We start from the raw sequence: 23,169 nt of genomic DNA, 5'->3' as shown, positions 1-23,169 counted from the left end.
ATGGCTGATATTGAAAAGAGAGAAGACATCGACAGCGTAGTGACTTTAAATGTTGCAGGTAATGGTCAAGAGGCAGAAGAAGTAAAAGTGCAGATCAGCCGTTTGCCTTTTAATTTTGCCAAACGTCATCATGTACTCATTAGTAAAAGTAACGACCAATACACCTTGCATTGCTTAGCCAATGTTAAAAGTGCGGCCGTATTAGAAGTGCGTAGGGTCTTAAAAAGCCCCTTTGTTATTGAATTTCATTCGTTAGACGAATTTGAACAGTTATTAACTATTTCATACCAACGAGACTCTTCAGAAGCTCAACAGATGATGGAAGATATTGGCAACGAAGTTGACTTGTATTCTCTCGCTGACGAGATGACAGAAACAGAAGATCTGCTAGAAAATGAAGATGATGCGCCAATCATCAAATTGATCAATGCGATGTTGAGTGAAGCAATAAAAGAAAATGCTTCTGATATTCATATTGAAACTTTTGAATTAGCGCTACAAATTCGTTTTCGTGTTGATGGCGTTTTACGTGAAGTATTAAAGCCTAATCGTAAACTTGCTTCATTATTAGTTTCTCGTATCAAGGTTATGGCAAAACTTGACATTGCTGAAAAACGCATACCACAAGATGGTCGTATTTCTTTGCGCATTGCCGGTCGTGCTGTTGATGTACGTGTTTCAACAATGCCAACGGGCCATGGTGAGCGTGTGGTACTTCGTTTACTTGATAAGAACTCGGTTCGTCTCGATTTAGAAGATTTAGGCATGACACTTGCCAACCGAATAAAGTTTTCAAAACTCATCGAAAAACCCCATGGTATTATTTTAGTTACGGGTCCTACGGGATCGGGTAAAAGTACCACGCTTTATGCGGGACTGAGCCAAATTGATTCGAAAGAGCGTAACGTTTTAACGGTTGAAGATCCCATCGAGTACGCCATTGAAGGTATTGGACAAACACAAGTTAATACCAAAGTTGATATGACCTTTGCTCGCGGGTTACGGGCGATACTTCGCCAAGATCCCGATGTTGTTATGGTTGGTGAAATACGCGATTTAGAAACCGCTCAAATTGGCGTGCAAGCGAGTTTAACCGGTCACTTAGTGATGTCGACATTGCATACTAACAGTGCCGCTGGTGCCATTACTCGTATGGAAGATATGGGCGTAGAGTCATTTTTACTCTCATCGAGTCTCTTGGGGGTCTTAGCACAACGACTCGTGAGAACATTGTGCCCGCATTGTAAAGAAAGCCATTTACCTGATGGCCCAGAGCTAAAATTACTTGAGTTACCTCAAGACAACACTCAGCATATTTATCGCGCAGTTGGTTGTAGTGAATGTAGCCAAAAGGGCTACAAAGGCCGTATGGGTATTCATGAACTTATTGTTGTCGACGATAAAGTACGCGAGCTTATTCATAATGGTAAAGGTGAGCAGGCTATTGAAAAGTTTATTCGCCAAAATACGCCAAGCATACGCCGTGACGGCTTTGATAAAGTGTTGACCGGACAAACGACACTCGAAGAAGTTTTGCGTGTTACCAAAGAAGATTAACTAGAGTTTTATTATGGCAGCTTTTGATTATCAAGCAGTAAATAGCCGTGGTAAAACGGTAAAGGGTGTTATCGAAGGTGATACACCCAGACAAGCGCGTGGCTTATTACGTGACAAAGGCTTAATGCCCACTGAAGTAACGCCAAGCTTACAAAAAACTAAGCAAGCCGCGAATAAATCACGGTTTGGCGGACGAACAAAAGTATCTGTTGCTGAACTTGCTTTAATCACACGTCAGTTGGCAACATTAGTCGAGTCGGGTTTACCGATTGAAGAATCTTTGCTTGCCGTTGGCGAACAATGTGAAAAAAACAGCATGAAAAGTATGATCATGGCGGTGCGAACAAAAGTAACTGAAGGTTATGGTTTAGCCGAGAGTATGGCCGAGTTTCCGCATGTCTTTAGTCACTTATACCGAGCAATGGTTGCTGCAGGTGAAAAATCCGGTTTTTTAGATACAGTTTTAAACCGCTTAGCCGATTACACCGAGCAACGGGAACACTTACGTTCACAAATCATTCAAGCGCTTATTTACCCCGTTATTATGACGGTCGTAGCCATAGGCGTTATCGCAATACTGTTAACGGCGGTAGTCCCTAAAATTGTTGGCCAGTTTGATCACATGGGCGCAAACTTACCTGCAACGACTCAGTTTTTAATTAGTACCAGTGATTTTTTAAGAGATAATGGTTTGTATATCCTTATTTTGATTGCCTTACTGATTGGTGGCTTTAATCATTTAATGAAAAAGGCCAGCTTCAAGTTTGCTTTTCATCGCAAGGTGATTAGTTTTCCAGGGCTGGGCAAAATTATTCGTGGTATTAATACCGCTCGGTTTGCTCGTACCTTAAGTATCTTAACCGCCAGTGCTGTTCCTTTGCTGGAAAGCATGAAAATATCAGGTGAAGTTTTAGAAAATTTATACATTAAGCAATGCGTTAAAGAGTCGGCCGATAAAGTGCGCGAAGGCGCGAGTTTACGAGTTTCTTTAGAGCAAACGAAATTATTTCCACCGATGATGCTTCATATGATTGCTAGTGGTGAAAAAAGTGGCAAGTTAGAACATATGCTTGGTCGATCAGCAGACAACCAAGACAGGGAGTTTGAAGCGTTGATGAATATATCGCTAAAAGCTTTTGAGCCCGCCTTGATGATCGCTATGGCAGGTATCGTTCTTTTTATAGTTATGGCTATTTTACAGCCAATTCTTCAGTTAAATACCTTAGTAGGAGGTTAATGTGCACAAAAAAATTCAACCAATGAAAGTGAAAAATAAACAACGTGGCTTTACTTTATTGGAAGTGATGGTTGTTATTGTTATTTTAGGTTTGTTAGGCAGTGTTGTTGTTCAAAACTTGATGGGCAATATGGATACCGCAAAACTTCAAAAATCAGTACAAGATATTAATGCATTAGAAACGTCGTTAAGTATGTACAAAATGGATAACTATAACTACCCAACGACTGAACAAGGCTTAGAAGCTTTAGTTGAAGAAACTGACGTTGAACCTTTACCGCGTCGTTTTCCAAACGGGGGTTATGTTAAACGTTTACCTGACGATCCTTGGGGCAACGCCTATCAACTATTAAATCCAGGCGAAAATGGTGATATTGATATTTTTACCATGGGACCCGACGGTGAACCTGGTACAGAAGACGATATTGGCAACTGGAACCTTGGCGACTACCAGTAGTTTTGGTGAACTCTTAATATGAAGCATTATTCCAAAAACAGCACAGTAGTTAACGGTTTCACTTTAATTGAAGTGATGTTGGTTATTGTGCTGGTGGGTTTAATGGTTTCGGTTGTTCAGTTTAGTGCTTCAGGTGATAAAGCCGAAGAAACACTTGAACTCTCGAGTAAACGTTTTGCTGGCGTTTTTAATATTGCTGCTGAATATGGCATGCTAAATAATATTGAATTAGGCTTAGTTATTGGCAAAAAAGGTTATCAGTTTTTAGGGTACGACGGTATAACGTGGTCGGATATCTCTGATAATGAATTATTCAGTCGCTATAAATTACCTGAAGGTGTTGAGTTGATTTTACAACTTGATGACTTGCCAATTGAAGAACCACAATTATTTGATACTGAAGTATTTAATGAGTTGCAAGCGGCTAATAAAGAGAACGACTTAGATGAAGACGTAGCTAAAGATGATGACGGTAATAATATAGAAAAAAAAATACTTATTCCCCAAATTTACATACTCTCAGGCGGTGAAATAACACCGTTTAGTCTGCGTTTTCAATTCGTTAAAAATAATTACACTGAAGCAAAGCTTTATTTTAAGGCGACCGGCTTATACACCACACCGATAACCGTTGAAGGGCCACTCTTTGATGATGAATAAGGTGAAACGGGTCATTAAAACGGCTTCATTAGGCTTCACTTTAATTGAAGTCATGTTAGCGATGGCTATTTTTTCAATCGCGGGTATTGCGTTGTTAAGTGCAGCAGACAATAACTTTAAGAATTTAAGTCATTTAGAAAATAAAGTATTAGCCAATTGGGTGGCCTCAAATCAATTAGTTGCGATGACATTAGACCCAACATGGCCACCAAAAAACAATAAAAAAGGCACCGTAGAAATGGCTGGCCAAGAATGGTTTTGGCTACAAAAAGTGCTTAAAACAGAAAATAAGAATATGCGTGCTATAACGATTGAAATTCGTAATAAAGAAGATGAAAAGTTAGCGATCACTAGTATGGTTACCTATATCTCAAAGAGCCAGCCGTAGTGAAGATTTGCTTGAATAAGCCAACGAATAATGGCTTTACCTTGTTAGAAGTTTTAATAGCTATCGCTATTTTTTCAATGATCAGCATGAGTAGTTTCACTATTTTTAATACGGTATTAAAAGGTAATGAGTCATCTAAAATTCGTACCGAACGCGTTAATGAATTACAGCGAGGCTTTTTACTTATCGAGCGTGATTTACTGCAAATTGCTAAACGCAGTATTCGATTAAATGGCGAAGCTCCCCAGCAAGATTTTTTATATACTGACAGCAATAGTTTTTCAAATGGCGAAAGTACCTTAGCTTTTGTTCGCAACGGATGGACAAATCCAGGTCTACTATTACCGCGGAGCAATATGCAATCAGTCGCTTATCAATTAAATGAGGGAACCTTTGAGCGACTTCATTTTAATTTTGTTGACGCTATCCAAGGGCAAGAGCCTAAAAGAAGAAAGTTAATCACCGAGATTGAAGCGCTAAATTTTGAGTTTTTTTATGACAAAAAATGGCAAAAACAAATTATAAATAAAAGTTTACCTCGAGCGATTGCTGTTGAGCTAATAACTAAAGATTATGGGCTTATAAGACGAGAATTTTTAGTGGTGGGTGATGATGTCTAAATTTAAAGCCTACGTATTGTGCTGTTCGTTATGGGAGGTCTAATGAAGAACTCTCAGTGCCGTACTGATATGAGTAAGTCGACCGCTAAAAAAGTGACCGGTGTGGCGTTAATTACTGTTTTGCTTATCGTCGCATTAGCCGCCGTATTAGCCACACAGATGACTGCGCGCTTGCAGTTGCAGATGCAACGTACTAATAATGTTACGCTAAATCAGCAGGCTTATTGGTATGCGATGGGCGCAGAAGCGTTTGCAAAAAGAATATTAATCAATGTTTTTAAAGATGAAAAAGACGTAACGCATTTAGAACAAATTTGGGCTCAAGGCGAAACAAGTTATCCTGTTGACTTTGGACAAATTACCGGCGAAATTTTTGATATGCAAGCCTGTTTTAATTTAAATGCTTTAAGGCCTGATGATAATGCTATTCCTACGGGCACTCAAAGGCGTCCAATAGAAGACGCTTTCCAAAAATTAATTATGTCGCTTAATGTTGAAGGTGTTAGTCAGTTTGATGCTGAATACATGACCGATGCATTGGTTGACTGGCTTGATCAAAACAGCGCTATAGCTAGTGCTGGTGGTGCTGAAGATAATGATTACTCTGCAAAAGAGTTTCCTTATTTACCCGCTAATTATTATTTGGCCAGTATTACCGAACTACGCTTAATTGAACACTTTACTGTGCCGGTTATTAATAAATTAAAAGAGTATGCTTGCGTAATACCTAATAACAATCTCCATAAAATAAATGTAAACACCATAAGAAGCGACCAACCTGAATTGTTGGAGGCTTTTTTAGGTATTCCTTTAGCGGATGCAGAAAATGCCTTGGCTAGCCGAGAGGGTGCTGGTTTTAAAACACGAGATGAGTTTTTTAATTTAGCCGATATATCAAAACATACAAAAATAACCAATGATCAAAAAGAGCAGTTCGATGTTGTTAGCCATTATTTTAAACTAAAAAGTATCGCTAGTTTTAATGACAGCTACTTCGCGTTGAGCACTTTAATGAAAGTTGAAAGCAATAATAATATCTCCGTAGTGAGTCGTACCATAGGACGAGAGTAATGACCGAAAAGTTATATATCCGATTAGGTACTAACGCAAAAGACGTAGTGCACTGGGTAATATTTAGTGACGATCAAGAAGGCATCATTGCCAGTGGTGAACTCCCCAATGCCAATGCGTTAGAGCAATTAGCTGAGAAAGCCAAACAACGTGAAGTCATTACGTTTGTGCCAGCCAGTGATATCAGTTTGAAAAGTTTAACGGTACCCAGTAAATCTTCAAAAGCGATGCGCTTAGCTGTGCCGTATATGCTTGAAGATGAATTAGCACAAGATGTTGAAGAGTTATTTTTCGCTTATAGTGATATCAAAATTGTCGGTAGTGCGCACAATTGCTTTGTTGCAATTATCGAATCTGCTCAGTTGGCATTATGGCAAGGGTGGTTAAAAAGTGCGGATATTACCTGTAAAAAAATCATCCCAGATGTACTTGCAATGCCACTGGCTAATGAAGTCAATGTTGGTAGTGCAATTGTCTTAGGTGAGCAAATACTGATACGCCAAGGACAATGGCAAGGGATCACCATAGACAGCAACACTTGGCCGTTAATTAGTCAGTCACTTAGTGGTACTCAAACAGTAGAGAAAATTAGCAGTGAGCAAAAATCAGTAGCGGACAATGATAGCAATAATGACGGACCAAACAGTTTCTCATTAAATGCTTATTCAATATTACCTGAAACCATCGCTAAACTGACCATCAATGCGATGCCAGAAGAGCTGCCTTTGGCGTTATTAGCCGCTACATATAATCATGAAAAAGCGGGTAAGTTCAATTTACTACAGGGTGACTTCAAAGTTAAAGAACAGCGCTCACCCGTGCTAAAAAGTTGGTTTTTGGCCGCAGGTATTGCCATGTTCGCTTTATTGCTTAATGTCGGTATTAAAGGTGCCGAATTAATGCAGCTTCATAGTCAACAGGCTGAAATTGAACAGCAAATCATTAGTACCTATAAAAAGGTTTTTCCAAAAACTAAGCGAGTCCGAGTCTCAACTATTCGCTCCCAACTTAAGCAGAAACTCAAAGAAGTAGGAGGGGCTAGTGGAGAAAGTGGCTTTTTAGCTATCTTAACTCAAGTGCAACCAGCGTTAGCTTTAGTGCCTGAAATAAAACCCCAAACGTTGAAGTTTGATGGTAAGCGCAACGAGATCCGTATGCAGGCAATTGCCAGTGATTATCAGTATTTTGATAAGTTAAAAATCGCTCTTGAAGAGAGTAATCTGACGGTATCTATGGGCGCGCAAAATAATCAAGGTGATCAAATTTCTGGCTCATTCAGCATAACCAGTAATGATGATAATCAGCAATCAACAAACACAAGTAAGGGGCGATAATGAAAACGTGGTGGCAACAATTAAAAAGCTCTGAGCAACGACTCGTTGCTATGATGAGCTTTGTTGTAGTGCTGTTTTTATTTTACAGCGCAGTGTGGCAACCATTGGTTACTAATACTGATAAAACTCAACAAAAAATCATGCGCCAACAAGCGCTTTATACCTGGGTGCAAGAAAATACCCTGCGCTATCAACAGTCACAAAAAAGAGTGGCATCATCAGCCAGCAATGCCAGCCTTTCTAGTATTGTTAACAGCAGTGCCGGTCGTAATAATATTTCGATAGCTCGCTTGCAACCTCAAGGTGAAGACTTACAAGTATGGATTGATGAAGTCCCCTTTACACAGTTACTTAGTTGGCTTGAATTTTTAGCCAATAATGAAGGTTTATTAGTGAAAAGTATTGATTTAAGTAAAGCCGATCGCAACGGCGTTGTTAGAGTTCGTCGCTTACAATTAGGAAAAGGTTAATGAAAAAGTGGTTTGCTTACGGAGCAATGTTCTTTAGTTTATATTTGATTTTTTTAATTGCAACTATGCCTGCAGCTTGGGTGGTTAGCTTTATTAATTTACCAAAAAACAGCCAAGTATCTCAACTTTCTGGCACAGTGTGGCAAAGTTATGCAAAACAAGTCCGCATTGATAATGTCGACATTAACAATGTCAGTAGTGAGTTAAGTTTCCTCTCATTATTGATGCTTGACCCGACAATTAAGTTAACTTTTGGCGGTGCCTTAGTCAGTGGACCAGAAGGTAGGTTGACAGCAAGCCAATTGCTTAAGCAGATAAAAATTACTAATCTTGATATCACAGTAGCTGCACAACAAATTACGGAAAAGCTTAATCTAGCTATCCCGATGCAAGCCCACAACCTTATTGAACTCAGTGTTGATGAATTTATACTCGGCAAGCCTGTATGTCAGCAAATGAAGGGCTTAATAAAATGGAACAAGGCAGCTATCACCGCATTATCAGAAAAAGCAAATTTAGGTACGTTATCTGCTGAGTTGGCTTGTGAAAAAGGGGCGCTTGCGTTTATCATTGCCCCTGAAAACGATCTTGGACTCACGTTTACCGCTTATCTGCATAATACCAATAGAGCTTCTGGAAATGGTTATTTAAAGCCAGGTGCGAATTTCCCTGAAAAATTAAAGCCACTGCTGTCCTTTATTGGCAAAGCTGATAACCAAGGGCGCTATCGATTGAATTTTTAAGCCATTTAATACGGTGATTAATCGTTACTTAGGCTAAACCTATTTCATCCTGGCTTTACGTCAGGATGAATAATAGCCATTACTTAATGGGATATTTCTTTATTTCATCAATTAATGTTCTAAAGTCTGATGTAGATGGGTAATCGTTAACAATATGTGGTGTTTTCTGACTATCTGGGTTTTCAACCGCTAATAAATGTTCAAAACCATAGCGTTGAGCCGATGCTAAAATATTGATACTATCATCAACAAACAAGGTGTTCTCTAGGCTAAAACCTTGTTTCTCTTGAAGACGTTGCCATAATAATTGTGATTCTTTGGTAACACCAAATTCATGCGTAGAATATAAAATATCAAAATATTTATCGAGTTGCGTGCGTTCAATCTTAAGCAACAAGCTATCTGGGTGAGCATTAGTAACCAGTATTATTTCTCGTCCACTCTCTCGTAGTGCCACCATAAAATCATGAGCATCATGGCGTAAGCTAATTAAGTGTTGTACTTCACGTTTTAATGCTTGAATCGGTAATTGGGTTTGTTCAGCCCAGTAGTCTAAACAGTACCAGTCAATGGTCCCAGCAACTCTTTCATAGTGGCTTGCTAAGTTTTCTTTTGCTTGCTCAAGTGAAATCTTTGCATGCTCACTGTAACGTAGTGGTAAATGATGGAGCCAGAAATGGTTGTCAAAATGTAAATCTAAAATCGTTCCATCCATATCTAAAAGTACGGTAGAAATTTTCGACCAATTAAGCATATTTTTTTTCCTAAGAGCGATTAATTATTAATTATATCTAAAGTTAACGTGCTATTCTAAAACTATATTATTAATATTTTACTCTTAGGTTTAGCTACCATGAGCAATAGTTTAACACTTCCCAAAGTCACTCAACGTAAGCAAGTTGCCAAGAGTCGCTTGTTTGCTATAGAACAAGTAGATCTCACCTTCAGTAACGGCGTAGAGCGAGAATATGAACGCATGCAAGGCTACGGTCGAGGCGCTGTATTAATTGTACCTATGTTAGACGATGAAACGTTTTTATTAGTACGCGAGTATTGTGCTGGCACCCATACATATGAGCTTGGCTTCCCGAAAGGACTTATTGATGAAGGCGAAAGTGCAGAGCATGCTGCTAATCGTGAGTTAAAAGAAGAAGTCGGCTATGGGGCGAATAAATTCACCCATGTGCATCGAGTCGCAACAGCACCGGCTTTTTTCTCTGCCTCAATGGAAATATTTCTTGCTGAAAGTTTATATGCAGAAAAACTCCCCGGTGATGAACCTGAAGAGCTAGAAGTTGTCTCATGGAAACTTGCCGACTATCAATCATTACTTGCCCAACCTGACTTTAATGAAGCAAGAAGCATAGCTGCTCTAATGCTGGTAAAAGATTTAGTTAAGAATATTTTAAAATAACACTCAAAAGAAAAAGTAAGTGAAGATTAATGAACAATGAAACGTTACTCGCCATCGCGATAGAAAGTGCAAAAAAAGCAGGCCTAGAAGTTACTAAGCATTACAAGTCGGGCAATTACACGTCAGAAATTAAAGAAGATAATAGCCCCGTTACTAGTGCTGACTATGCGGCTAACGATGTATTGATGCAAGAGCTGTCACGCTTGGCACCTGGCATTCCTATTATTTCTGAAGAAGTTGGTGCATTAGCGCTTAATCAAAGAAAAAATTGGTCACGATATTGGCTACTCGACCCTATTGATGGGACAGGTGAGTTTATTAAAGGCAGTGGTGATTTCGCTGTTAATGTCGCTTTGGTGGAAAATGGCTGGCCAAGTATTGGTGTTATTCACGCACCAGATCACCAACTCACCTACTATGGACAAAATAAGCTTGGCGCTTTTAAAGAAAGCCATACCGGTAGCCAGCAAATTCATGTCGCTAAATATGATGGCAAACGAAAAATCAAAGTGGCGGTAAGCCGCCGACAAGAGCTCAGCCTAATGGGGCAATACCTTAACAACGAAAACTTTGCTTTTGAATATGTGGCATTAGGCAGTTGCTCACTTAAAAATTGTCTAATTGCTGAAGGTGGTGCAGATTGTTACTTACGTATTGGTCCTACAGGTGAGTGGGATACAGGAGCGAGCCATTGTATTATCGAACAAGCGGGAGGCTCAATAATTGATAGTGAGTTTTTACCGTTAACTTATAATCAACGGGAAGGATTAATGAATCCTGACTTTATGACTTTAGGTGCGAGTAATATTCCGTGGCAAAGTATTGTGACCCCTCATCGAGCGCGACGCTCTTAATTTTTATTTTATTTTCAAAGGACCTATTATGCGTATTATATCTACTTTTATTTTAAGCCTTTCACTCCTGCTTACTGCACCAGCCTATAGTGCTTGGCAGTTGGACTCTAAAAATTCATCGTTAACTTTTGTGTCGATTAAAAAAGGCACTGTGGCTGAAAGTCATAGCTTTAAAGAATTTACGGGTGTTATCAACAATAGCGGCCTGGCAAATGTGACCATTGACCTAAGCAGTGTTGACACCAATATTGCGATACGTGATCAAAGAATGGCGGAGTTTCTCTTTGAAACAGCTACTTTTGCACAAGCGAGCTTTAGTGCGCAACTTAATCGTGCAGATATTGATGCGATAACTATCGGTTCAAGTCAGAAAATGTCACTTACGGGTAGCCTGAATTTACATGGTCACCAGCAAGAACTTACATTGAATGTTATGGTGGCTAAGCTATCAGCAAATCATATGCTAGTGAGCACCTTAAAGCCGGCTATTATTAAAGCGGAAGACTTTGCTTTAGTGGCAGGCATTAATAAATTAAAATCATTAGCAAATCTACCAAGCATTGCTTATGCCGTGCCGGTTAGTTTTGTATTAGCTTTCACTCAATAACAAATGAGAAACGAACATCCATAGGGTGTTCGTTGTTATAAAATAACTATTGCGTTTGTTCTTGTTCTTGCTCGTTTTGTTGTTGTTCAAACTGATCAATGGGTAAAATATTTACCGTATCATGAAGCTCTGAATAAACTAAAAACGCACTCCCATCAGCAAGTTGTATTTTTACTTGCGCCACTTTTTCGGACAAAGACACATCGTCCGCACCATACTCGGTACCTTCACGTAAAACAAACTCTCGAATAATACCTGTTAACGTATCGGGTTGTAGATCTTTGTAGGGGATTATCATAGGTAGCTCTCTAAAAAATTTGGAACACGATGTTCTAGCCAAAACTTTGGTCTTAAGGGATTATTACCATTGATAAAGCCAACATGCCCCCCTTTTTTACTGACCTCAAAACATATGTTACTGGGAATACTGCTAATATCACGGGTATTTTCATCACATAAGAAAGGGTCGTCATTTGAATGAATAATTAAGCAGGGTTGTTTAATTTTATCCAAAATAAAACGTCCACTCGCCTGATGATAATAATCTTCAGCGCTCTCAAAACCGTTAATAGGGGCTGTTACCAGTTGATCGAATTGCCAAATGGTCTTAATTTCATCGAGCTTATGGGCCAGTCTTTGCGATAGCGGAGCAGAGAGTAGATTACTGTCCATTTTATCCTTAATACTGTCTTTGAGCATGCCCACTAGATATTTCTGATATATACGCGAAAAGCCTTTGTTAATCCGCTTGCTACAACTGGCCAAATGTAAAGGGGCACAAATGATTGCAGCGGCTTGATAAGGATTATTAGGTTCTTTTGCTAAATAACGCGCTAGTACATTACCTCCTAAAGAAAAGCCAATAATTGTCATTGGAAGCTGTGGATATTTTTTCTTTAAAAATTGTGTTAAATAACTAATATCATCAGTATCGCCACTATGATACGAACGTGCTTTTCTATTGACTCGTCCACTACAGCCCCTAAAATGCATCAGCACTCCGATCCACTGTTTCTCTTTAATAGCCGATAACATTCCTTTAGCATAATGACTGTTAACTGAACCTTCTAAACCATGAAGAACAACCACTAAAGGACGAGTTTCATTAGGTTTAGGTTTATCGGTCCATGCTAAATCAATAAAGTCGCCATCAGGTAACTCCACTGTTTCATTGCAAGTTTCTAGCTGTTTTCTAGATCTTAAAAATTTTGCAATAATAGTTTGGCAATGAGGATTGTGTAGCCACCAAGCTGGAGTGAATTGACTTTGAGTAAACATTTAAAGTTATAGTGGTCTGTTGTGGTTTATCAGTTTTATTATTGTATGTGAATTGAAAATAAATAGATATTTTTAGGCTAAAAAAAAGCTTACAAGGCTAAACGCCATCATAAACTTGTTGTCTTATATTCGTTGATTAATGAGTATACCTTTTCATCATTTTCTTCACGTGATTTGTTTTGACGTTCAATTACATTGAGCGTAGAGGATGATTGATTAATAGATAAGTTAATAAGCACACCTCAGTATTTAAGATTAATTGTGCAGATAATGCATGACAATCAACATAGACAAGTGCTGTTAGTATAACAAAAAACAATTATCCTTCGTTATTCAGATGAAAGTTGAGCTAAACCTTCTAAAATAGGGCAGTCAGGGTTATCGTCACCATCACATTTATCAGCTAGTTTTTGTAATATTGTTCTCATTTGCTCTAGCTCCAATATTTTTTCATTTATCTCCTGCAAATGACTCAGCGCTAGTTGCTTCACGTGTCGACTTTCTCTATCAGTATCGAGCCAGAACTTGAGCAGTGACTGAATCTCAATCATGGAAAAGCCTAAGTTTCTCGAACGACGGATGAATCCCAATTGTTGTATGTGTGCTTGGTTATAAAGTCGATAACCTGCATCTGTGCGACTCGTTTTTTTTAATACGCCAATTTCTTCATAGTATCGGATCATTTTGGCCGACACCCCTGTTAAGTTAGAGGCTTTACCTATGGTGACAAGTTTCGCCATTTTATCTCTCCTTAAGAGTCCAACGTTGCAATAACAATGCGTTACTGACGACAAATAAGCTACTAAATGCCATCGCAGCTCCGGCAATAATAGGGTCAAGATACCCAAAGGCTGCTAGTGGAATTCCCACAGCATTAAAGATAAATGCCCAAAACAGGTTTTGCTGTATTTTACGATAAGTTAGCCTTGCAATGATCAATGCCGTGGGTACTAGGCTTGGTTTACTGCGCATTAACGTGAAAGAAGCTGCGCTAACGGCAACATCAGTACCAGACGCCATTGCCATACCTAAATCTGCTTGGGCTAGCGCTGGCGCATCATTAATGCCATCACCAACCATAGCAACCTGATAACCTTGCTCTTGATATTGCAGAATATATTTTGCTTTATCTGCAGGCAACACCTCAGCTTTAAAATCGTCTAACTGTAATTCTGTCGCTACCGATGTTGCACTCGCTTGATTGTCACCAGTAAGCATAGCTACCTTTATACCTTGTTGTTGCAATAACTTCACAGCCTGCAGCGCATCAGACTTCAATTTATCACTAAAACAAAACAGCCCAAGTAATGTTATCTTATCTTGCTGCTGACTAGCCAACCAAGAAACAGAGGCACCTGGTATTTTTATTTGTTCGGTTGGCAGTGTTACCCCTAACTCTTGCATCCAATGACTACTGCCCATCAAGACTAAATTGTCACCAATGTTGCCTTTGACACCATAACCCGCGACAACTTGAAATTCCGCGACAGGTATTGGTTGTGTTTCGCTGGCTAATGCTTTTTCAACCACAGCTTTGCCTAATGGGTGCTCACTATTTATTTGTAAGGAATAGGCCAGCTGCAATACTGCTTCTTCACTACCACTGATGACCCTCATCTCATTTACAACAGGTTTGCCTTGGGTCAAGGTGCCTGTTTTATCAAATACCACTAAATTTATTTCTTTTGCCTGCTCTAACGCCACTGCATCTTTAACCAATACGCCTAATCTGGCAGCGGTTCCTGTACCTGCCATTATGGCTGCTGGAGTTGCTAAACCAAGTGCACATGGACAGGCAATCACTAAAACGGCTACCGCATTGAGAATGCCATTGGTCCAGTCATCAAATACTAAACCCAACACCAATAAGGTGGTAAGTGCGACCAATAACACCACAGGAATGAAGATACTACTGACTTTATCTACTATTGCTTGTACGGGAGCTTTTGCACCTTGGGCTTGCTCTACTAATTCAATGATTTTAGATAAAGTAGATTCGCTACCAACATTCGTGGCACGGATCTCCAAAATACCGTCCAAATTAAGTGAGCCACCCGTGACAACGTCACCTTCTTTTTTACTTAACGGAATTGATTCACCACTAATTAACGCCTCATCCAGATGACTCTGGCCCTGCAAAATTTCACCGTCAACAGGGATGCTTTCGCCCGGTATTACTTTAACTTTTTCACCGGATTTTACTGATGAAGCGGCCACTTTTTGCCATTTACCTAAGCGCTGCACTGTTGCCTCAACAGGTTTCAAATTTTCCAATGCTCTAAGTGCATCAGTTGTTCGGCGTTTTGCTTTGTGTTCTAAATATTTACCCAGCAGAACCAAGGTTATTACTGCGCTACTACTTTCAAAATACAAGTGCGGCATGCCATGAGCGCTATTAAAGCTCCACCACAAATACAAAGATAGTCCGTAGGCTGCACTGGTACCTATGGAGACAAGAAGATCCATGTTGCCCATGCCAGCTTTTAATGCTCCCCAGCCTGCACGATAAAAGCGAGCGCCAAAATAGAACTGTACTGGCGTAGCTAATAGCCATTGCCAAACTGGCGGTAACATCCACTGTTGGGAAAACAACATGCCTAACATGGGTAACACCAGTGGCAAGGTAAGTAGGCCTGCTCCCAATACGGGCCACCATGCTTTAGTATAAAAAGGCTGATGTTGGCTGGGCTTTTCTATCACGCTGTCATTGTTCAACGGGATAAAAAGGTAACCGGCTTGTGTCACGGCTTGGGCTAGTTGTTCATCCGTTACAAAGGATAAAGTTTTTACTTGTACGTGCTCGGTGGCTAAATTGACCGATGCATCGACCACACCGGTTACTTTTAACAATGCCTGTTCGACCCGCGTCACACAAGAGGAGCAACTCATCTTTCCAATACCAAATTGCTTTACCTTTACGGGCACTTGATAACCAGCCTTAATAACAGCGGTAATTAATTCACTATGACTGGCAGTGCCTTGAATAGTAGCCGTATCTGTAGCTAGGTTAACGGTAACATCTGTCACGCCAACCACTTTGTGTAAGGCCTTTTCAACACGACCGACACATGAAGCACAGGTCATACCGTCAATTATAAATTGTGTAGTTGTATTCATAAGCTTCTCATCTTAATTGAATTGTAGAACTAAGTTGAGGTTAAAGCTTACCACGGTAGTAGGGTCAACTGTTTTAGTATAAAAAGTGTTATAAGTAACAATTTATAATTTAACGGTGAACACCGTATTTTAAGGAGGAGTACAACAATCTTAATGACTGCTTTTTTAGATCAGCGATACCTGAGGTTAAATCTTTAATGTCTATATTCGTATCAAACAGTAAAATATACGCCTGCAAAATTTTAGGTTGCTAAAGACTCCTCTTTGGCAGCTATTGCCCTTAGGGTTATATTGTAGAAATTAACTACTTCAACGTTTAATTAAATTTTTTGAAAGATATTTTCGGTGCTTAAACGTAATAATTGCAGTTGCTGACTTTATTTAACGGTTTCCACCTTAATTAAGAAGGTTGCAACTTTAATCAACTTCTACAGGTTTTTACCTAATTATTTTCATTGATGTTTTTAAGAAAATAATAAACATAGAAAGCACCAATACCTAAAAGAATTGCTAATCCGCCAAAAGAATAAAGTACAACGGGATCATTAATAATCATATCGAAAAAGTTCATAATAGACTCCATAAAAATAATTGAGTTATAACAAAAATGGCTATAACGTAATGTTATAGCCATTTTAAATCGTGGGTTACTTTATGGTTGTGATATAGATCAATGAACCTTAAATTTATCCCTTAGATTATTGTCTTATTTTTTAGAGCTAAGGTTTTATTGTTTAGCTTTTAATGCTTCTTGTTCGATAATTTGTTGATAAAGTCGGTCAGCCTTTTCCCTTGCTTGAGCTATTTCTACATTGCTGAGTTTTAAGGAGTCCATATCGCGACTTTTTCCTGCATTTTGATAACCATTACTTGCGGAAATAATATTCCATATAAAAGACATCTCTACACTTTTCTCAACACCCAATCCTTCAAAATACATTAGTGCTAAATTAAACTGGGCTAGGGCGTAGTTTTGCTTTGCCGCAGTTTCATACCAACGTGCGGCTTTTGGATAGTCTTTATATGTACCCGTGCCATTGAAATACATAACACCAAGATTAAATTGTGCGGCAACGGAGTCTCTTATCGCTGCTCTTTCCATCAGTGCAAAAGCGGTTTTTAAATCTTTTTTAACGATGACTCCGTCAGAATACATCAGTGACAAACTAAATAGTGCGTCGGGGTGATTTTGTGAAGCGGCTAAGGACATTAATTCCAACGCTTTTTTGGGATCTTTTGTAACGCCGTAACCATTTAAATAAATAAGCGCCATTTGATACTGCGCAGGAGAATACTCCTGAGCAACTAAGGGTTCAAATTCATTTATAGCCGCTTTAAAAGCACCACGGTTTAATTCATAAATGCCTTGGTCAAGATCACCTTGATAAGCAAAGCTCGAAACACTGCTTACTATAGATAGACAAAAAAGGGCGAATATTGTTTTTTTCATAACGTTCTCATTATTTTAATCGTATGATTATTAAGTGTAGCAAGTAATATAATTTAATGGTTAATTTTTACAGTGAAGCTTGCAACATAATTTCTTCAATTTGTTCTTCTAATTCGAGCCAATACATTTCATTTTCTTCAACATCTGCTTTGAGCTTAGCTTGTTGCTTAATGAGTACGGCTAAGCGTGCTTTATGTTCACTTTGATATATCTCACTTTCGGCTAATACTCCTTCAACTTCAGCTAATTCAGTTTGCAGCAGTTGCACTTTCTTCTCGTATTTATCGGCTTGTTTACGCAGTGGAGATGCTTTTTTACGTAATTCAGCTTGGTCTTTGCGTAATTGTTTTTTATCTACAACCTCAAGAGACTTTGCGGGTTTAGTATTTTTCAGTGTTTGTTTTTTGTCTTCGTTAAGCCATTGTTGATAGTCATCAATATCACCAGAGAACTCGCTAACTTGACCATTGGCAACTAAGAAAAACTCATCAACACATGACTCTAATAAAAAGCGATCATGGGCAATCAAAATAATAGCCCCTTCAAAGTCTTGTAAAGCAAAGACAAGTGCTTGACGCATTTCTAAATCAAGATGGTTAGTGGGCTCATCGAGGAGAAGTAATTGCGGCTTTTCATTAACAATTAACGCCAATACCAGACGTGCTTTTTCTCCACCTGACATGGTACTTACCGGAGAGAGTGCTTGGTCGCCAGTAAAACCAAAGCTACCTAAAAAATTGCGCGCTTGTAGCTCTGTAGTCTCAGGTTTAGCACGAACAATATGATCAATCGCACTACTTGGCATATGTAATTGTTCAAGCTGATGTTGAGAGAAGTAACCAACAGTTAAGTCTTGGGCGCAATAACGCTCGCCTTTAATTAAGGCAATATCGCCGGCTAATGACTTTATTAATGTCGACTTACCCGCACCATTTCGTCCTAAAAGACCGATTCTACTACCGGGTACCAGTGTGAGACCGACATCACGTAAAATAATGGTTTCTGGATTATAGCCACAGGTTGTCTCTTTTAACGCTAATAACGGATAAGGCAATGTTTCCGGTGTTTTGAAACTGAAGGTAAATTGGCTATCAACATGTGCGGGTGCTAAGTCAGGTAATTTTTGTAAACGCTTTAAACGACTCTGTGCTTGTTTTGCTTTACTGGCTTTTGCTCTAAAGCGATCGACGAATGAGGTTAAGTGAGCAACTTCTTTTTGCTGTTTTTGAAATTGAGCATCTTGTTGTGCTAAATGTTCCGCGCGCTGACGCTCAAAGGCGCTATAATTACCCGAATATAATTTTGCTTGTTGATGTTCAATATGAAGAATTTGTTCAATAACGTCATCGAGAAAATCACGATCATGTGAAATAAGCACTAAAGTACCGGTAAAGCGTTTTAACCAACGCTGTAACCAAATTACCGCATCTAAATCTAGATGGTTAGTGGGTTCATCGAGTAAAAGTAAATCTGCGCGGCTAATTAACGCTTGAGCCAAGTTAAGACGCATGCGCCAACCACCAGAAAAATCCTTTACGGCATCACCTAGTTGTTCTTGTAAAAAACCTAAACCATGCAATAACTCGCTGGCACGGGCGGGTAAACTGTAGCCATTTATGGCGTCAATATGGTTGAGAATTAACGCTTCTTGGTTGCCATCATCATTTAATCGAGCTTTCTCAAGTTGTTGCTCAAGTTGACGAAACTCTTTATCTCCGTCCATCACATAATCTAAGGCTGATTGTTCGAGGGCGGGAGTTTCTTGTTTTACTGTCGCGACATCCCAGCCTGAAGGCATATTTACATCGCCCCTGTCGGGCTGTAACTCACCTAATAAGGCCGCAAATAAAGAAGATTTTCCACAGCCATTAGCGCCAACTAAGCCGACTTTGTGATTAGGATGAATAGTAAAGCTTGATGATTTTATGAGGTTTTTAGCGCCTCTATCTAAGCTTAAATCGGTGGCTATGATCATTGTGTATTATTACTCATTTTAATTCAGGCCGCTATTGTCCTTTTCCTATCGACAAGATTCAAGGTAAAATAATACAACTCGATTTTATTTGGATTGAAACACATGAAAAAAAGATTTATTGCTGGCGCTATTTGCCCGAAATGTAATGCTATGGACACAATGGGATTAACAAAAGAAAATAATGTTGAAAAAGTTACTTGTGTTAGCTGTGGGCATCAAATGTCACAGCCAGAAGAGCATGTTGTTAAAGAAATCCGTCCGCAAGAGCAAGTGATCGGTATTTTTAAGCAAGAATAAATCGTTATTTTACCAAGCTGAAATATTTCAGCTTGGTATTTATTTGAATGAAAGCTCAGGTTAAAAATTAATAATGTGGTGGTGGCGGTTCGATATCTTGCGACTGATTTTGACCCGGATTATTATCTTGAACACGACTTGCGATTAACTTTAGCTGTGCCCTAATGTCTGAAATTTCTAATTGATGAACAGCAAGTTCATTATTCAACTGTTCAATAACATCGTCTTGAAAGGCATTACGAGATTGTAGCGCTTCAACATTTTCTTGTAATTCGATGATTTTTTTTTGTATTTCTGTTGTCATAATTTGGGGTACCTAACGCGACTTTCTTTGCCAAAGCTCAGCGTATCCTGATGAACTTTCGGTGATTATTTGGTTCTTTCCTCGAAAGGCGACACTATACACTACCGCGCCTGCAGCACGTATACTTTCTTTTGGCGTAACTCGCCAGCTGTCAAGCCGCTCTCCGGTTAGTATGCTCCATAGGCTAACTTTTCGAGTTGGGGCTCCTGTTAATAGTTGAGTACCATCATCAGAAAACCTTACTGAGCTAAATATTTCGTGACGGTTATAGTATTGAAGTTGGCTAATGCGTTTACCTGTTTTTAAATCCCATATGTTTGAAGATTTTTTACTGTCGGCAGTAAAAGCAAACCGACCTTTAGGGTCTAAAGCGACCATAGTAACGCGACTGGGATGATTAAATCGGTAAATAACCTGCCCACTCTCTGTATCCCATACATAAGCGACGTAATCATTGCCTCCTGAAATGGCGATACGGCCATTGGGGAGCATATCAACCGCATTAATTTTTTCTGTATGACCTAAGAATTCTAAGCGACGGCCATTGCTCATGGTAATGTGAACAACGGTGCCATTACTTTTACCGAGTAAAATAAAGTCACCATTATTAGACAAGGCAATATCACGAATCGTTGACTCACGTACTTTCCAATAACCTTCTGATTGCCCTGTTGCTATATTCCACAACGAAAACGCTTCTCGATTTGCGGTCAATGCATGGCTATTATTATTGGATATATCGGCTAACAGCACTAAATTATCGCTACTATCTTGCTGTTGTGACCAGCTGTATTTTAATGCATTCTCTTCTATGTCCCATAAACTTAAGCCATGATAAATAGAAGAGACAACACTGTATTTGCCATCATTAGAAATATTAGCTGCATAAGCACCATCTGTAGCATGCTGCCAACGCTGTACAGGCTTGTCCTCTGCAGGCTGGCAAGCACTGTTCAATAAGGAAAATAGACAGATGAAAAGCAGTGTTAGCTTGTTATTACACTTAATCACAATATTAATACTTTTTTCTTAGTTAATTTATCGTTAGTATAAGCCGCATTGTCTAACAATACATAATATTTAATCAATGGCTTAGGGGGACTTCCTCCAACTGAGTACTAGGTTACGTTAACGGAGAAAAAATGAAATTATTTAAGCCAACTATGTTAGCTATTGCACTTGTGTCAGTGTTTGGCTGTCAAGAAAGTGTAAAACCAACCGAAACAGCGCCTGTTTTAGAAACTGAAATGCAAAAACAAGCGTACAGTTTAGGTGCTTCAATTGGCATGTACATGCAAAAGAATCTTGATCAACATGAGAAGTTGGGTGTTCCACTTGACCAAGCATTAATTACTCGTGGTTTCATGGACAGTCTTGCTGGCAAATCAATCATTGAGAAAGAAGAAATCCAAGCTCTATTAATGAGCCTTGATGAGCAAATGAAAGCAAAGCAACTAGCAGCAGCAGACGCTGAATCTGAAGCGGCAATTGCTGAAGGCATGAAATTCTTAGAAGAAAATGCCAAGAAAGAAGGTGTACAAGTTACTGAATCAGGTATTCAATACCTTGTTGTAACTGAAGGTGAAGGTGATAAACCTAGCGCTACTGATACAGTAACGGTTCACTATAAAGGTACTTTCTTAAACGGTGAAACTTTTGATAGTTCATATGAACGCAATGAACCAGCAGTATTCCCTTTAAATCGTGTTATTAGCGGTTGGACAGAAGGCGTACAGTTAATGTCAGTGGGCTCAAAGTACACTTTTACTATTCCATCTGATTTAGCTTACGGAAAAAATGGCAACCCGCCACGTATTCCTGGTAACTCAGTATTACAGTTTGAAATTGAATTATTAGACATTCAAAAATCAGCTGAACCAGAAGAAATCACTCAGTAATATTATTACTTTAGTGTTAAAGGAGCCAATTGTGTAAGCAATTGGCTTTTTAATTCATTTTAGAAACTCAAAATATAAACACTCATTTTTCACTCGCCATAAATACCTTACTCACTTTCAAATATATAAGCATTATATGGCTAGTCTTTCGTCGACATATTCAGCTATAGCTAAACTAGAAGTTAAGCCGGGTGAGTCAATACCAAACAGATTCACTAATCCTTTCACGCCATGCACTTTTTCACTTTGAATGACAAAATCTTTAAAACCATCATTCGGACCTTCTAATTTCGGACGAATACCCGAATAAGCAGGCTGTAATCTTTCGCTATCTAATGAAGGGTAATAGCGTTGAATCGCGGCAACAAATTTAGCTTTTAGAAGCGGAGAGACTTCATAATCAATATCATCTATGTACTGTGTGTCGGGACCAAACTTTAATTGTCCGCCAATATCTAATGAGGCGTGAATACCTAAACCATGCGCTTCGGGTAAGGGATAAATGAGTTGTGTAAAAGGACTTCTCCCTTGGTATGAAAAATAATGGCCTCGACAATAATAAAGCGTTGGAATATGTGACTTTTTTAAATCACTAATATTTTCGGCAACTTTAGTACTGTGTAATCCCCCTGAATTAATTAAATAATCACAATGCAGCTGCATTATTTCATCTTGACTATTTAAAGTAACAACAAAGCCATCATTATTGTTATCTGCCTTTATAAAGGTGGTTTTTCCAACAAACTGACCATTATTATGCTCAATTTCTGCCAGTAAAGCCTGCATATAACGATGACTATCAATAATGCCTGTTGAAGGGGAAAGTAAGGCAGCGGTGGCATGTAATGCTGGATTTGACTTCTTAAGCTCGTCTGCCGTTAACCAGACGAGATCATTAACATCATTAAGTGCTGCTTGTTTTATGGTTTTCGCTAAACATTGCTCTTCTTCCTCGCCGTGGGCAACCAGTAATTTTCCTAGGCGTTGATGAGGAATGCCTCGATCTTTACAATATTGATAAAGCTTCTCTTTTCCTTGCACGCATAGCTTAGCCTTTAAACTGTGCTGAGGATAATAAATGCCGGCATGAATAACTTCACTATTACGACTACTGGTTTCTTCACCAAAGCCAGCATTTTTATCAATAATGAGCACGTTATTGAGCTTATTGCTAAGTCTTGCCGCAATGGCTAAACCCACAACACCAGCGCCAATAATTATTGCGTCTACTTTTTCCATCATTTTATCTATTCTTTTAGCTTGAATTAAGTGTGGTCGCCCCTTATCTAAATTTCAAGAAAAAGAATGTCTTAAAATTTAGATAAGAGTGTGGGTAAAGGTTCAAAGAACTGACTTATTCTATTTTGGAATAAAAAAGCCTTTTCTATTCTTTTTATTATATGCAAAGTCAGTCTATTATTATTTTACTAAATTTAAA

General features: G+C 38.9%; 26 protein-coding genes. 15 read left to right on the top strand and 11 right to left on the bottom strand.

The genetic code is table 11. The annotated features are described in order from the left end of the window. The 10 genes from gspE to H4J75_RS02355 are packed head-to-tail and all read left to right on the top strand — an operon-like array spanning position 1 to position 8,537. Positions 1-1,557, top strand: coding sequence for a type II secretion system ATPase GspE (gene gspE, locus H4J75_RS02400; protein ID WP_182221253.1), 1,557 nt, complete (start codon positions 1-3; stop codon positions 1,555-1,557). Between the two features lie 13 nt (positions 1,558-1,570). Beyond that, a complete protein-coding gene (gspF, locus tag H4J75_RS02395; RefSeq protein ID WP_182214719.1) occupies positions 1,571-2,794 on the top strand; it encodes a type II secretion system inner membrane protein GspF in 1,224 nt (407 codons plus the stop codon). A gap of 22 nt (positions 2,795-2,816) precedes the next feature. Further along, positions 2,817-3,251, top strand: coding sequence for a type II secretion system major pseudopilin GspG (gspG, locus tag H4J75_RS02390; protein ID WP_182214818.1), 435 nt, complete (start codon positions 2,817-2,819; stop codon positions 3,249-3,251). Positions 3,252-3,269: 18 nt separating this feature from the next. Further along, complete coding sequence (gspH, locus tag H4J75_RS02385; protein ID WP_182221222.1) at positions 3,270-3,911, top strand: type II secretion system minor pseudopilin GspH; 642 nt, start codon at positions 3,270-3,272, stop codon at positions 3,909-3,911. Then, positions 3,901-4,299, top strand: a complete 399-nt coding sequence (gene gspI, locus H4J75_RS02380; protein WP_083277946.1) for a type II secretion system minor pseudopilin GspI — start codon at positions 3,901-3,903, stop codon at positions 4,297-4,299. Before gspH ends, gspI begins: the two co-directional genes overlap by 11 nt. 11 nt (positions 4,300-4,310) lie before the next feature. Further along, a complete protein-coding gene (gene gspJ / locus H4J75_RS02375) occupies positions 4,311-4,919 on the top strand; it encodes a type II secretion system minor pseudopilin GspJ (protein WP_220465205.1) in 609 nt (202 codons plus the stop codon). Between the two features lie 42 nt (positions 4,920-4,961). Next, positions 4,962-5,990: a type II secretion system minor pseudopilin GspK gene (gspK, locus tag H4J75_RS02370; protein ID WP_259366405.1), complete on the top strand. Its 1,029-nt coding sequence runs from the start codon at positions 4,962-4,964 to the stop codon at positions 5,988-5,990. Then, positions 5,990-7,324: a type II secretion system protein GspL gene (gene gspL / locus H4J75_RS02365; protein ID WP_182221220.1), complete on the top strand. Its 1,335-nt coding sequence runs from the start codon at positions 5,990-5,992 to the stop codon at positions 7,322-7,324. The genes gspK and gspL overlap by 1 nt, the downstream gene beginning before the upstream one ends. Next, the gene (gene gspM / locus H4J75_RS02360; RefSeq protein WP_070374943.1) at positions 7,324-7,794 is read left to right on the top strand and encodes a type II secretion system protein GspM; all 471 of its coding nucleotides are present in this window, start codon (positions 7,324-7,326) and stop codon (positions 7,792-7,794) included. Before gspL ends, gspM begins: the two co-directional genes overlap by 1 nt. Then, a complete protein-coding gene (locus tag H4J75_RS02355) occupies positions 7,794-8,537 on the top strand; it encodes a type II secretion system protein N (RefSeq protein WP_182221219.1) in 744 nt (247 codons plus the stop codon). The genes gspM and H4J75_RS02355 overlap by 1 nt, the downstream gene beginning before the upstream one ends. Before the next feature lie 79 nt (positions 8,538-8,616). Here the strand turns inward: H4J75_RS02355 and yrfG are convergent, their stop codons facing one another. Next, positions 8,617-9,291, bottom strand: a complete 675-nt coding sequence (gene yrfG / locus H4J75_RS02350) for a GMP/IMP nucleotidase (RefSeq protein WP_182221218.1) — start codon at positions 9,289-9,291, stop codon at positions 8,617-8,619. Positions 9,292-9,390: 99 nt separating this feature from the next. Between yrfG and nudE the strand changes: the two genes are divergently transcribed. Genes nudE through H4J75_RS02335 form a run of 3 tightly spaced genes read left to right on the top strand, consistent with a single transcriptional unit; the run spans position 9,391 to position 11,412 of the window. Beyond that, a complete protein-coding gene (gene nudE / locus H4J75_RS02345; protein WP_182214712.1) occupies positions 9,391-9,951 on the top strand; it encodes an ADP compounds hydrolase NudE in 561 nt (186 codons plus the stop codon). 29 nt (positions 9,952-9,980) lie between these two features. Next, positions 9,981-10,805, top strand: coding sequence for a 3'(2'),5'-bisphosphate nucleotidase CysQ (gene cysQ / locus H4J75_RS02340; protein WP_182214710.1), 825 nt, complete (start codon positions 9,981-9,983; stop codon positions 10,803-10,805). Positions 10,806-10,833: 28 nt separating this feature from the next. Beyond that, positions 10,834-11,412, top strand: a complete 579-nt coding sequence (locus H4J75_RS02335; protein ID WP_182221217.1) for a YceI family protein — start codon at positions 10,834-10,836, stop codon at positions 11,410-11,412. 46 nt (positions 11,413-11,458) lie between these two features. On the opposite strand, the gene H4J75_RS02330 is transcribed toward H4J75_RS02335, so the two are convergent. From H4J75_RS02330 to H4J75_RS02305, 7 genes are all read right to left on the bottom strand, one after another. After that, a complete protein-coding gene (locus H4J75_RS02330; RefSeq protein WP_182221216.1) occupies positions 11,459-11,710 on the bottom strand; it encodes a YheU family protein in 252 nt (83 codons plus the stop codon). After that, a complete protein-coding gene (locus tag H4J75_RS02325) occupies positions 11,707-12,690 on the bottom strand; it encodes a hydrolase (protein ID WP_182221215.1) in 984 nt (327 codons plus the stop codon). The genes H4J75_RS02330 and H4J75_RS02325 overlap by 4 nt, the downstream gene beginning before the upstream one ends. A gap of 329 nt (positions 12,691-13,019) precedes the next feature. After that, the gene (gene cueR / locus H4J75_RS02320; RefSeq protein ID WP_182221214.1) at positions 13,020-13,430 is read right to left on the bottom strand and encodes a Cu(I)-responsive transcriptional regulator; all 411 of its coding nucleotides are present in this window, start codon (positions 13,428-13,430) and stop codon (positions 13,020-13,022) included. Position 13,431: 1 nt separating this feature from the next. Continuing rightward, positions 13,432-15,807 carry a heavy metal translocating P-type ATPase gene (locus H4J75_RS02315; RefSeq protein WP_182221213.1) on the bottom strand — a complete coding sequence of 792 codons (2,376 nt, stop codon included), beginning with the start codon at positions 15,805-15,807 and terminating at the stop codon, positions 13,432-13,434. Between the two features lie 442 nt (positions 15,808-16,249). Further along, the gene (locus H4J75_RS20050) at positions 16,250-16,378 is read right to left on the bottom strand and encodes a DUF3149 domain-containing protein (RefSeq protein ID WP_157470907.1); all 129 of its coding nucleotides are present in this window, start codon (positions 16,376-16,378) and stop codon (positions 16,250-16,252) included. Positions 16,379-16,534: 156 nt separating this feature from the next. Then, a complete protein-coding gene (locus H4J75_RS02310; RefSeq protein ID WP_182214699.1) occupies positions 16,535-17,257 on the bottom strand; it encodes a tetratricopeptide repeat protein in 723 nt (240 codons plus the stop codon). Between the two features lie 67 nt (positions 17,258-17,324). Continuing rightward, positions 17,325-19,232 carry an ATP-binding cassette domain-containing protein gene (locus H4J75_RS02305; protein WP_182214697.1) on the bottom strand — a complete coding sequence of 636 codons (1,908 nt, stop codon included), beginning with the start codon at positions 19,230-19,232 and terminating at the stop codon, positions 17,325-17,327. Positions 19,233-19,334: 102 nt separating this feature from the next. On the opposite strand from H4J75_RS02305, the gene H4J75_RS02300 reads away from it, so the two are divergent. Continuing rightward, positions 19,335-19,529 carry a YheV family putative zinc ribbon protein gene (locus H4J75_RS02300; RefSeq protein WP_070374933.1) on the top strand — a complete coding sequence of 65 codons (195 nt, stop codon included), beginning with the start codon at positions 19,335-19,337 and terminating at the stop codon, positions 19,527-19,529. 67 nt (positions 19,530-19,596) lie between these two features. Here H4J75_RS02300 and H4J75_RS02295 read toward each other — a convergent pair whose 3' ends face one another. After that, on the bottom strand, positions 19,597-19,833 hold the full coding sequence (locus H4J75_RS02295; RefSeq protein ID WP_070374932.1) for a SlyX family protein: 237 nt from the start codon (positions 19,831-19,833) through the stop codon (positions 19,597-19,599). A 12-nt stretch (positions 19,834-19,845) separates the two neighbouring features. Beyond that, positions 19,846-20,844: a hypothetical protein gene (locus H4J75_RS02290; protein ID WP_310733505.1), complete on the bottom strand. Its 999-nt coding sequence runs from the start codon at positions 20,842-20,844 to the stop codon at positions 19,846-19,848. A gap of 131 nt (positions 20,845-20,975) precedes the next feature. Between H4J75_RS02290 and fkpA the strand changes: the two genes are divergently transcribed. Next, the gene (gene fkpA / locus H4J75_RS02285; RefSeq protein ID WP_070374931.1) at positions 20,976-21,731 is read left to right on the top strand and encodes an FKBP-type peptidyl-prolyl cis-trans isomerase; all 756 of its coding nucleotides are present in this window, start codon (positions 20,976-20,978) and stop codon (positions 21,729-21,731) included. Positions 21,732-21,863: 132 nt separating this feature from the next. On the opposite strand, the gene H4J75_RS02280 is transcribed toward fkpA, so the two are convergent. Continuing rightward, positions 21,864-22,973, bottom strand: a complete 1,110-nt coding sequence (locus tag H4J75_RS02280; protein ID WP_310733755.1) for an NAD(P)/FAD-dependent oxidoreductase — start codon at positions 22,971-22,973, stop codon at positions 21,864-21,866. Between the last annotated feature and the right edge of the window lie 196 nt (positions 22,974-23,169).

It is taken from the genome of Colwellia sp. BRX10-1 (assembly GCF_014077545.1).
Classification (GTDB): domain Bacteria; phylum Pseudomonadota; class Gammaproteobacteria; order Enterobacterales; family Alteromonadaceae; genus Colwellia_A.
The sequence above is the reverse complement of the archived record's forward strand: the minus strand, read 5'-3'. Positions and strand labels throughout refer to the sequence as shown.

Coding starts and splice junctions, on each gene's coding strand:
- gspE (WP_182221253.1), top strand. CDS start 1: ATGGCTGATATTGAAAAGAGAGAAGACATCGACAGCGTAGTGACTTTA.
- gspF (WP_182214719.1), top strand. CDS start 1,571: ATGGCAGCTTTTGATTATCAAGCAGTAAATAGCCGTGGTAAAACGGTA.
- gspG (WP_182214818.1), top strand. CDS start 2,817: ATGAAAGTGAAAAATAAACAACGTGGCTTTACTTTATTGGAAGTGATG.
- gspH (WP_182221222.1), top strand. CDS start 3,270: ATGAAGCATTATTCCAAAAACAGCACAGTAGTTAACGGTTTCACTTTA.
- gspI (WP_083277946.1), top strand. CDS start 3,901: ATGATGAATAAGGTGAAACGGGTCATTAAAACGGCTTCATTAGGCTTC.
- gspK (WP_259366405.1), top strand. CDS start 4,962: ATGAAGAACTCTCAGTGCCGTACTGATATGAGTAAGTCGACCGCTAAA.
- gspL (WP_182221220.1), top strand. CDS start 5,990: ATGACCGAAAAGTTATATATCCGATTAGGTACTAACGCAAAAGACGTA.
- gspM (WP_070374943.1), top strand. CDS start 7,324: ATGAAAACGTGGTGGCAACAATTAAAAAGCTCTGAGCAACGACTCGTT.
- H4J75_RS02355 (WP_182221219.1), top strand. CDS start 7,794: ATGAAAAAGTGGTTTGCTTACGGAGCAATGTTCTTTAGTTTATATTTG.
- yrfG (WP_182221218.1), bottom strand. CDS start 9,291: ATGCTTAATTGGTCGAAAATTTCTACCGTACTTTTAGATATGGATGGA.
- nudE (WP_182214712.1), top strand. CDS start 9,391: ATGAGCAATAGTTTAACACTTCCCAAAGTCACTCAACGTAAGCAAGTT.
- cysQ (WP_182214710.1), top strand. CDS start 9,981: ATGAACAATGAAACGTTACTCGCCATCGCGATAGAAAGTGCAAAAAAA.
- H4J75_RS02335 (WP_182221217.1), top strand. CDS start 10,834: ATGCGTATTATATCTACTTTTATTTTAAGCCTTTCACTCCTGCTTACT.
- H4J75_RS02330 (WP_182221216.1), bottom strand. CDS start 11,710: ATGATAATCCCCTACAAAGATCTACAACCCGATACGTTAACAGGTATT.
- H4J75_RS02325 (WP_182221215.1), bottom strand. CDS start 12,690: ATGTTTACTCAAAGTCAATTCACTCCAGCTTGGTGGCTACACAATCCT.
- cueR (WP_182221214.1), bottom strand. CDS start 13,430: ATGGCGAAACTTGTCACCATAGGTAAAGCCTCTAACTTAACAGGGGTG.
- H4J75_RS02315 (WP_182221213.1), bottom strand. CDS start 15,807: ATGAATACAACTACACAATTTATAATTGACGGTATGACCTGTGCTTCA.
- H4J75_RS20050 (WP_157470907.1), bottom strand. CDS start 16,378: ATGAACTTTTTCGATATGATTATTAATGATCCCGTTGTACTTTATTCT.
- H4J75_RS02310 (WP_182214699.1), bottom strand. CDS start 17,257: ATGAAAAAAACAATATTCGCCCTTTTTTGTCTATCTATAGTAAGCAGT.
- H4J75_RS02305 (WP_182214697.1), bottom strand. CDS start 19,232: ATGATCATAGCCACCGATTTAAGCTTAGATAGAGGCGCTAAAAACCTC.
- H4J75_RS02300 (WP_070374933.1), top strand. CDS start 19,335: ATGAAAAAAAGATTTATTGCTGGCGCTATTTGCCCGAAATGTAATGCT.
- H4J75_RS02295 (WP_070374932.1), bottom strand. CDS start 19,833: ATGACAACAGAAATACAAAAAAAAATCATCGAATTACAAGAAAATGTT.
- fkpA (WP_070374931.1), top strand. CDS start 20,976: ATGAAATTATTTAAGCCAACTATGTTAGCTATTGCACTTGTGTCAGTG.
- H4J75_RS02280 (WP_310733755.1), bottom strand. CDS start 22,973: ATGATGGAAAAAGTAGACGCAATAATTATTGGCGCTGGTGTTGTGGGT.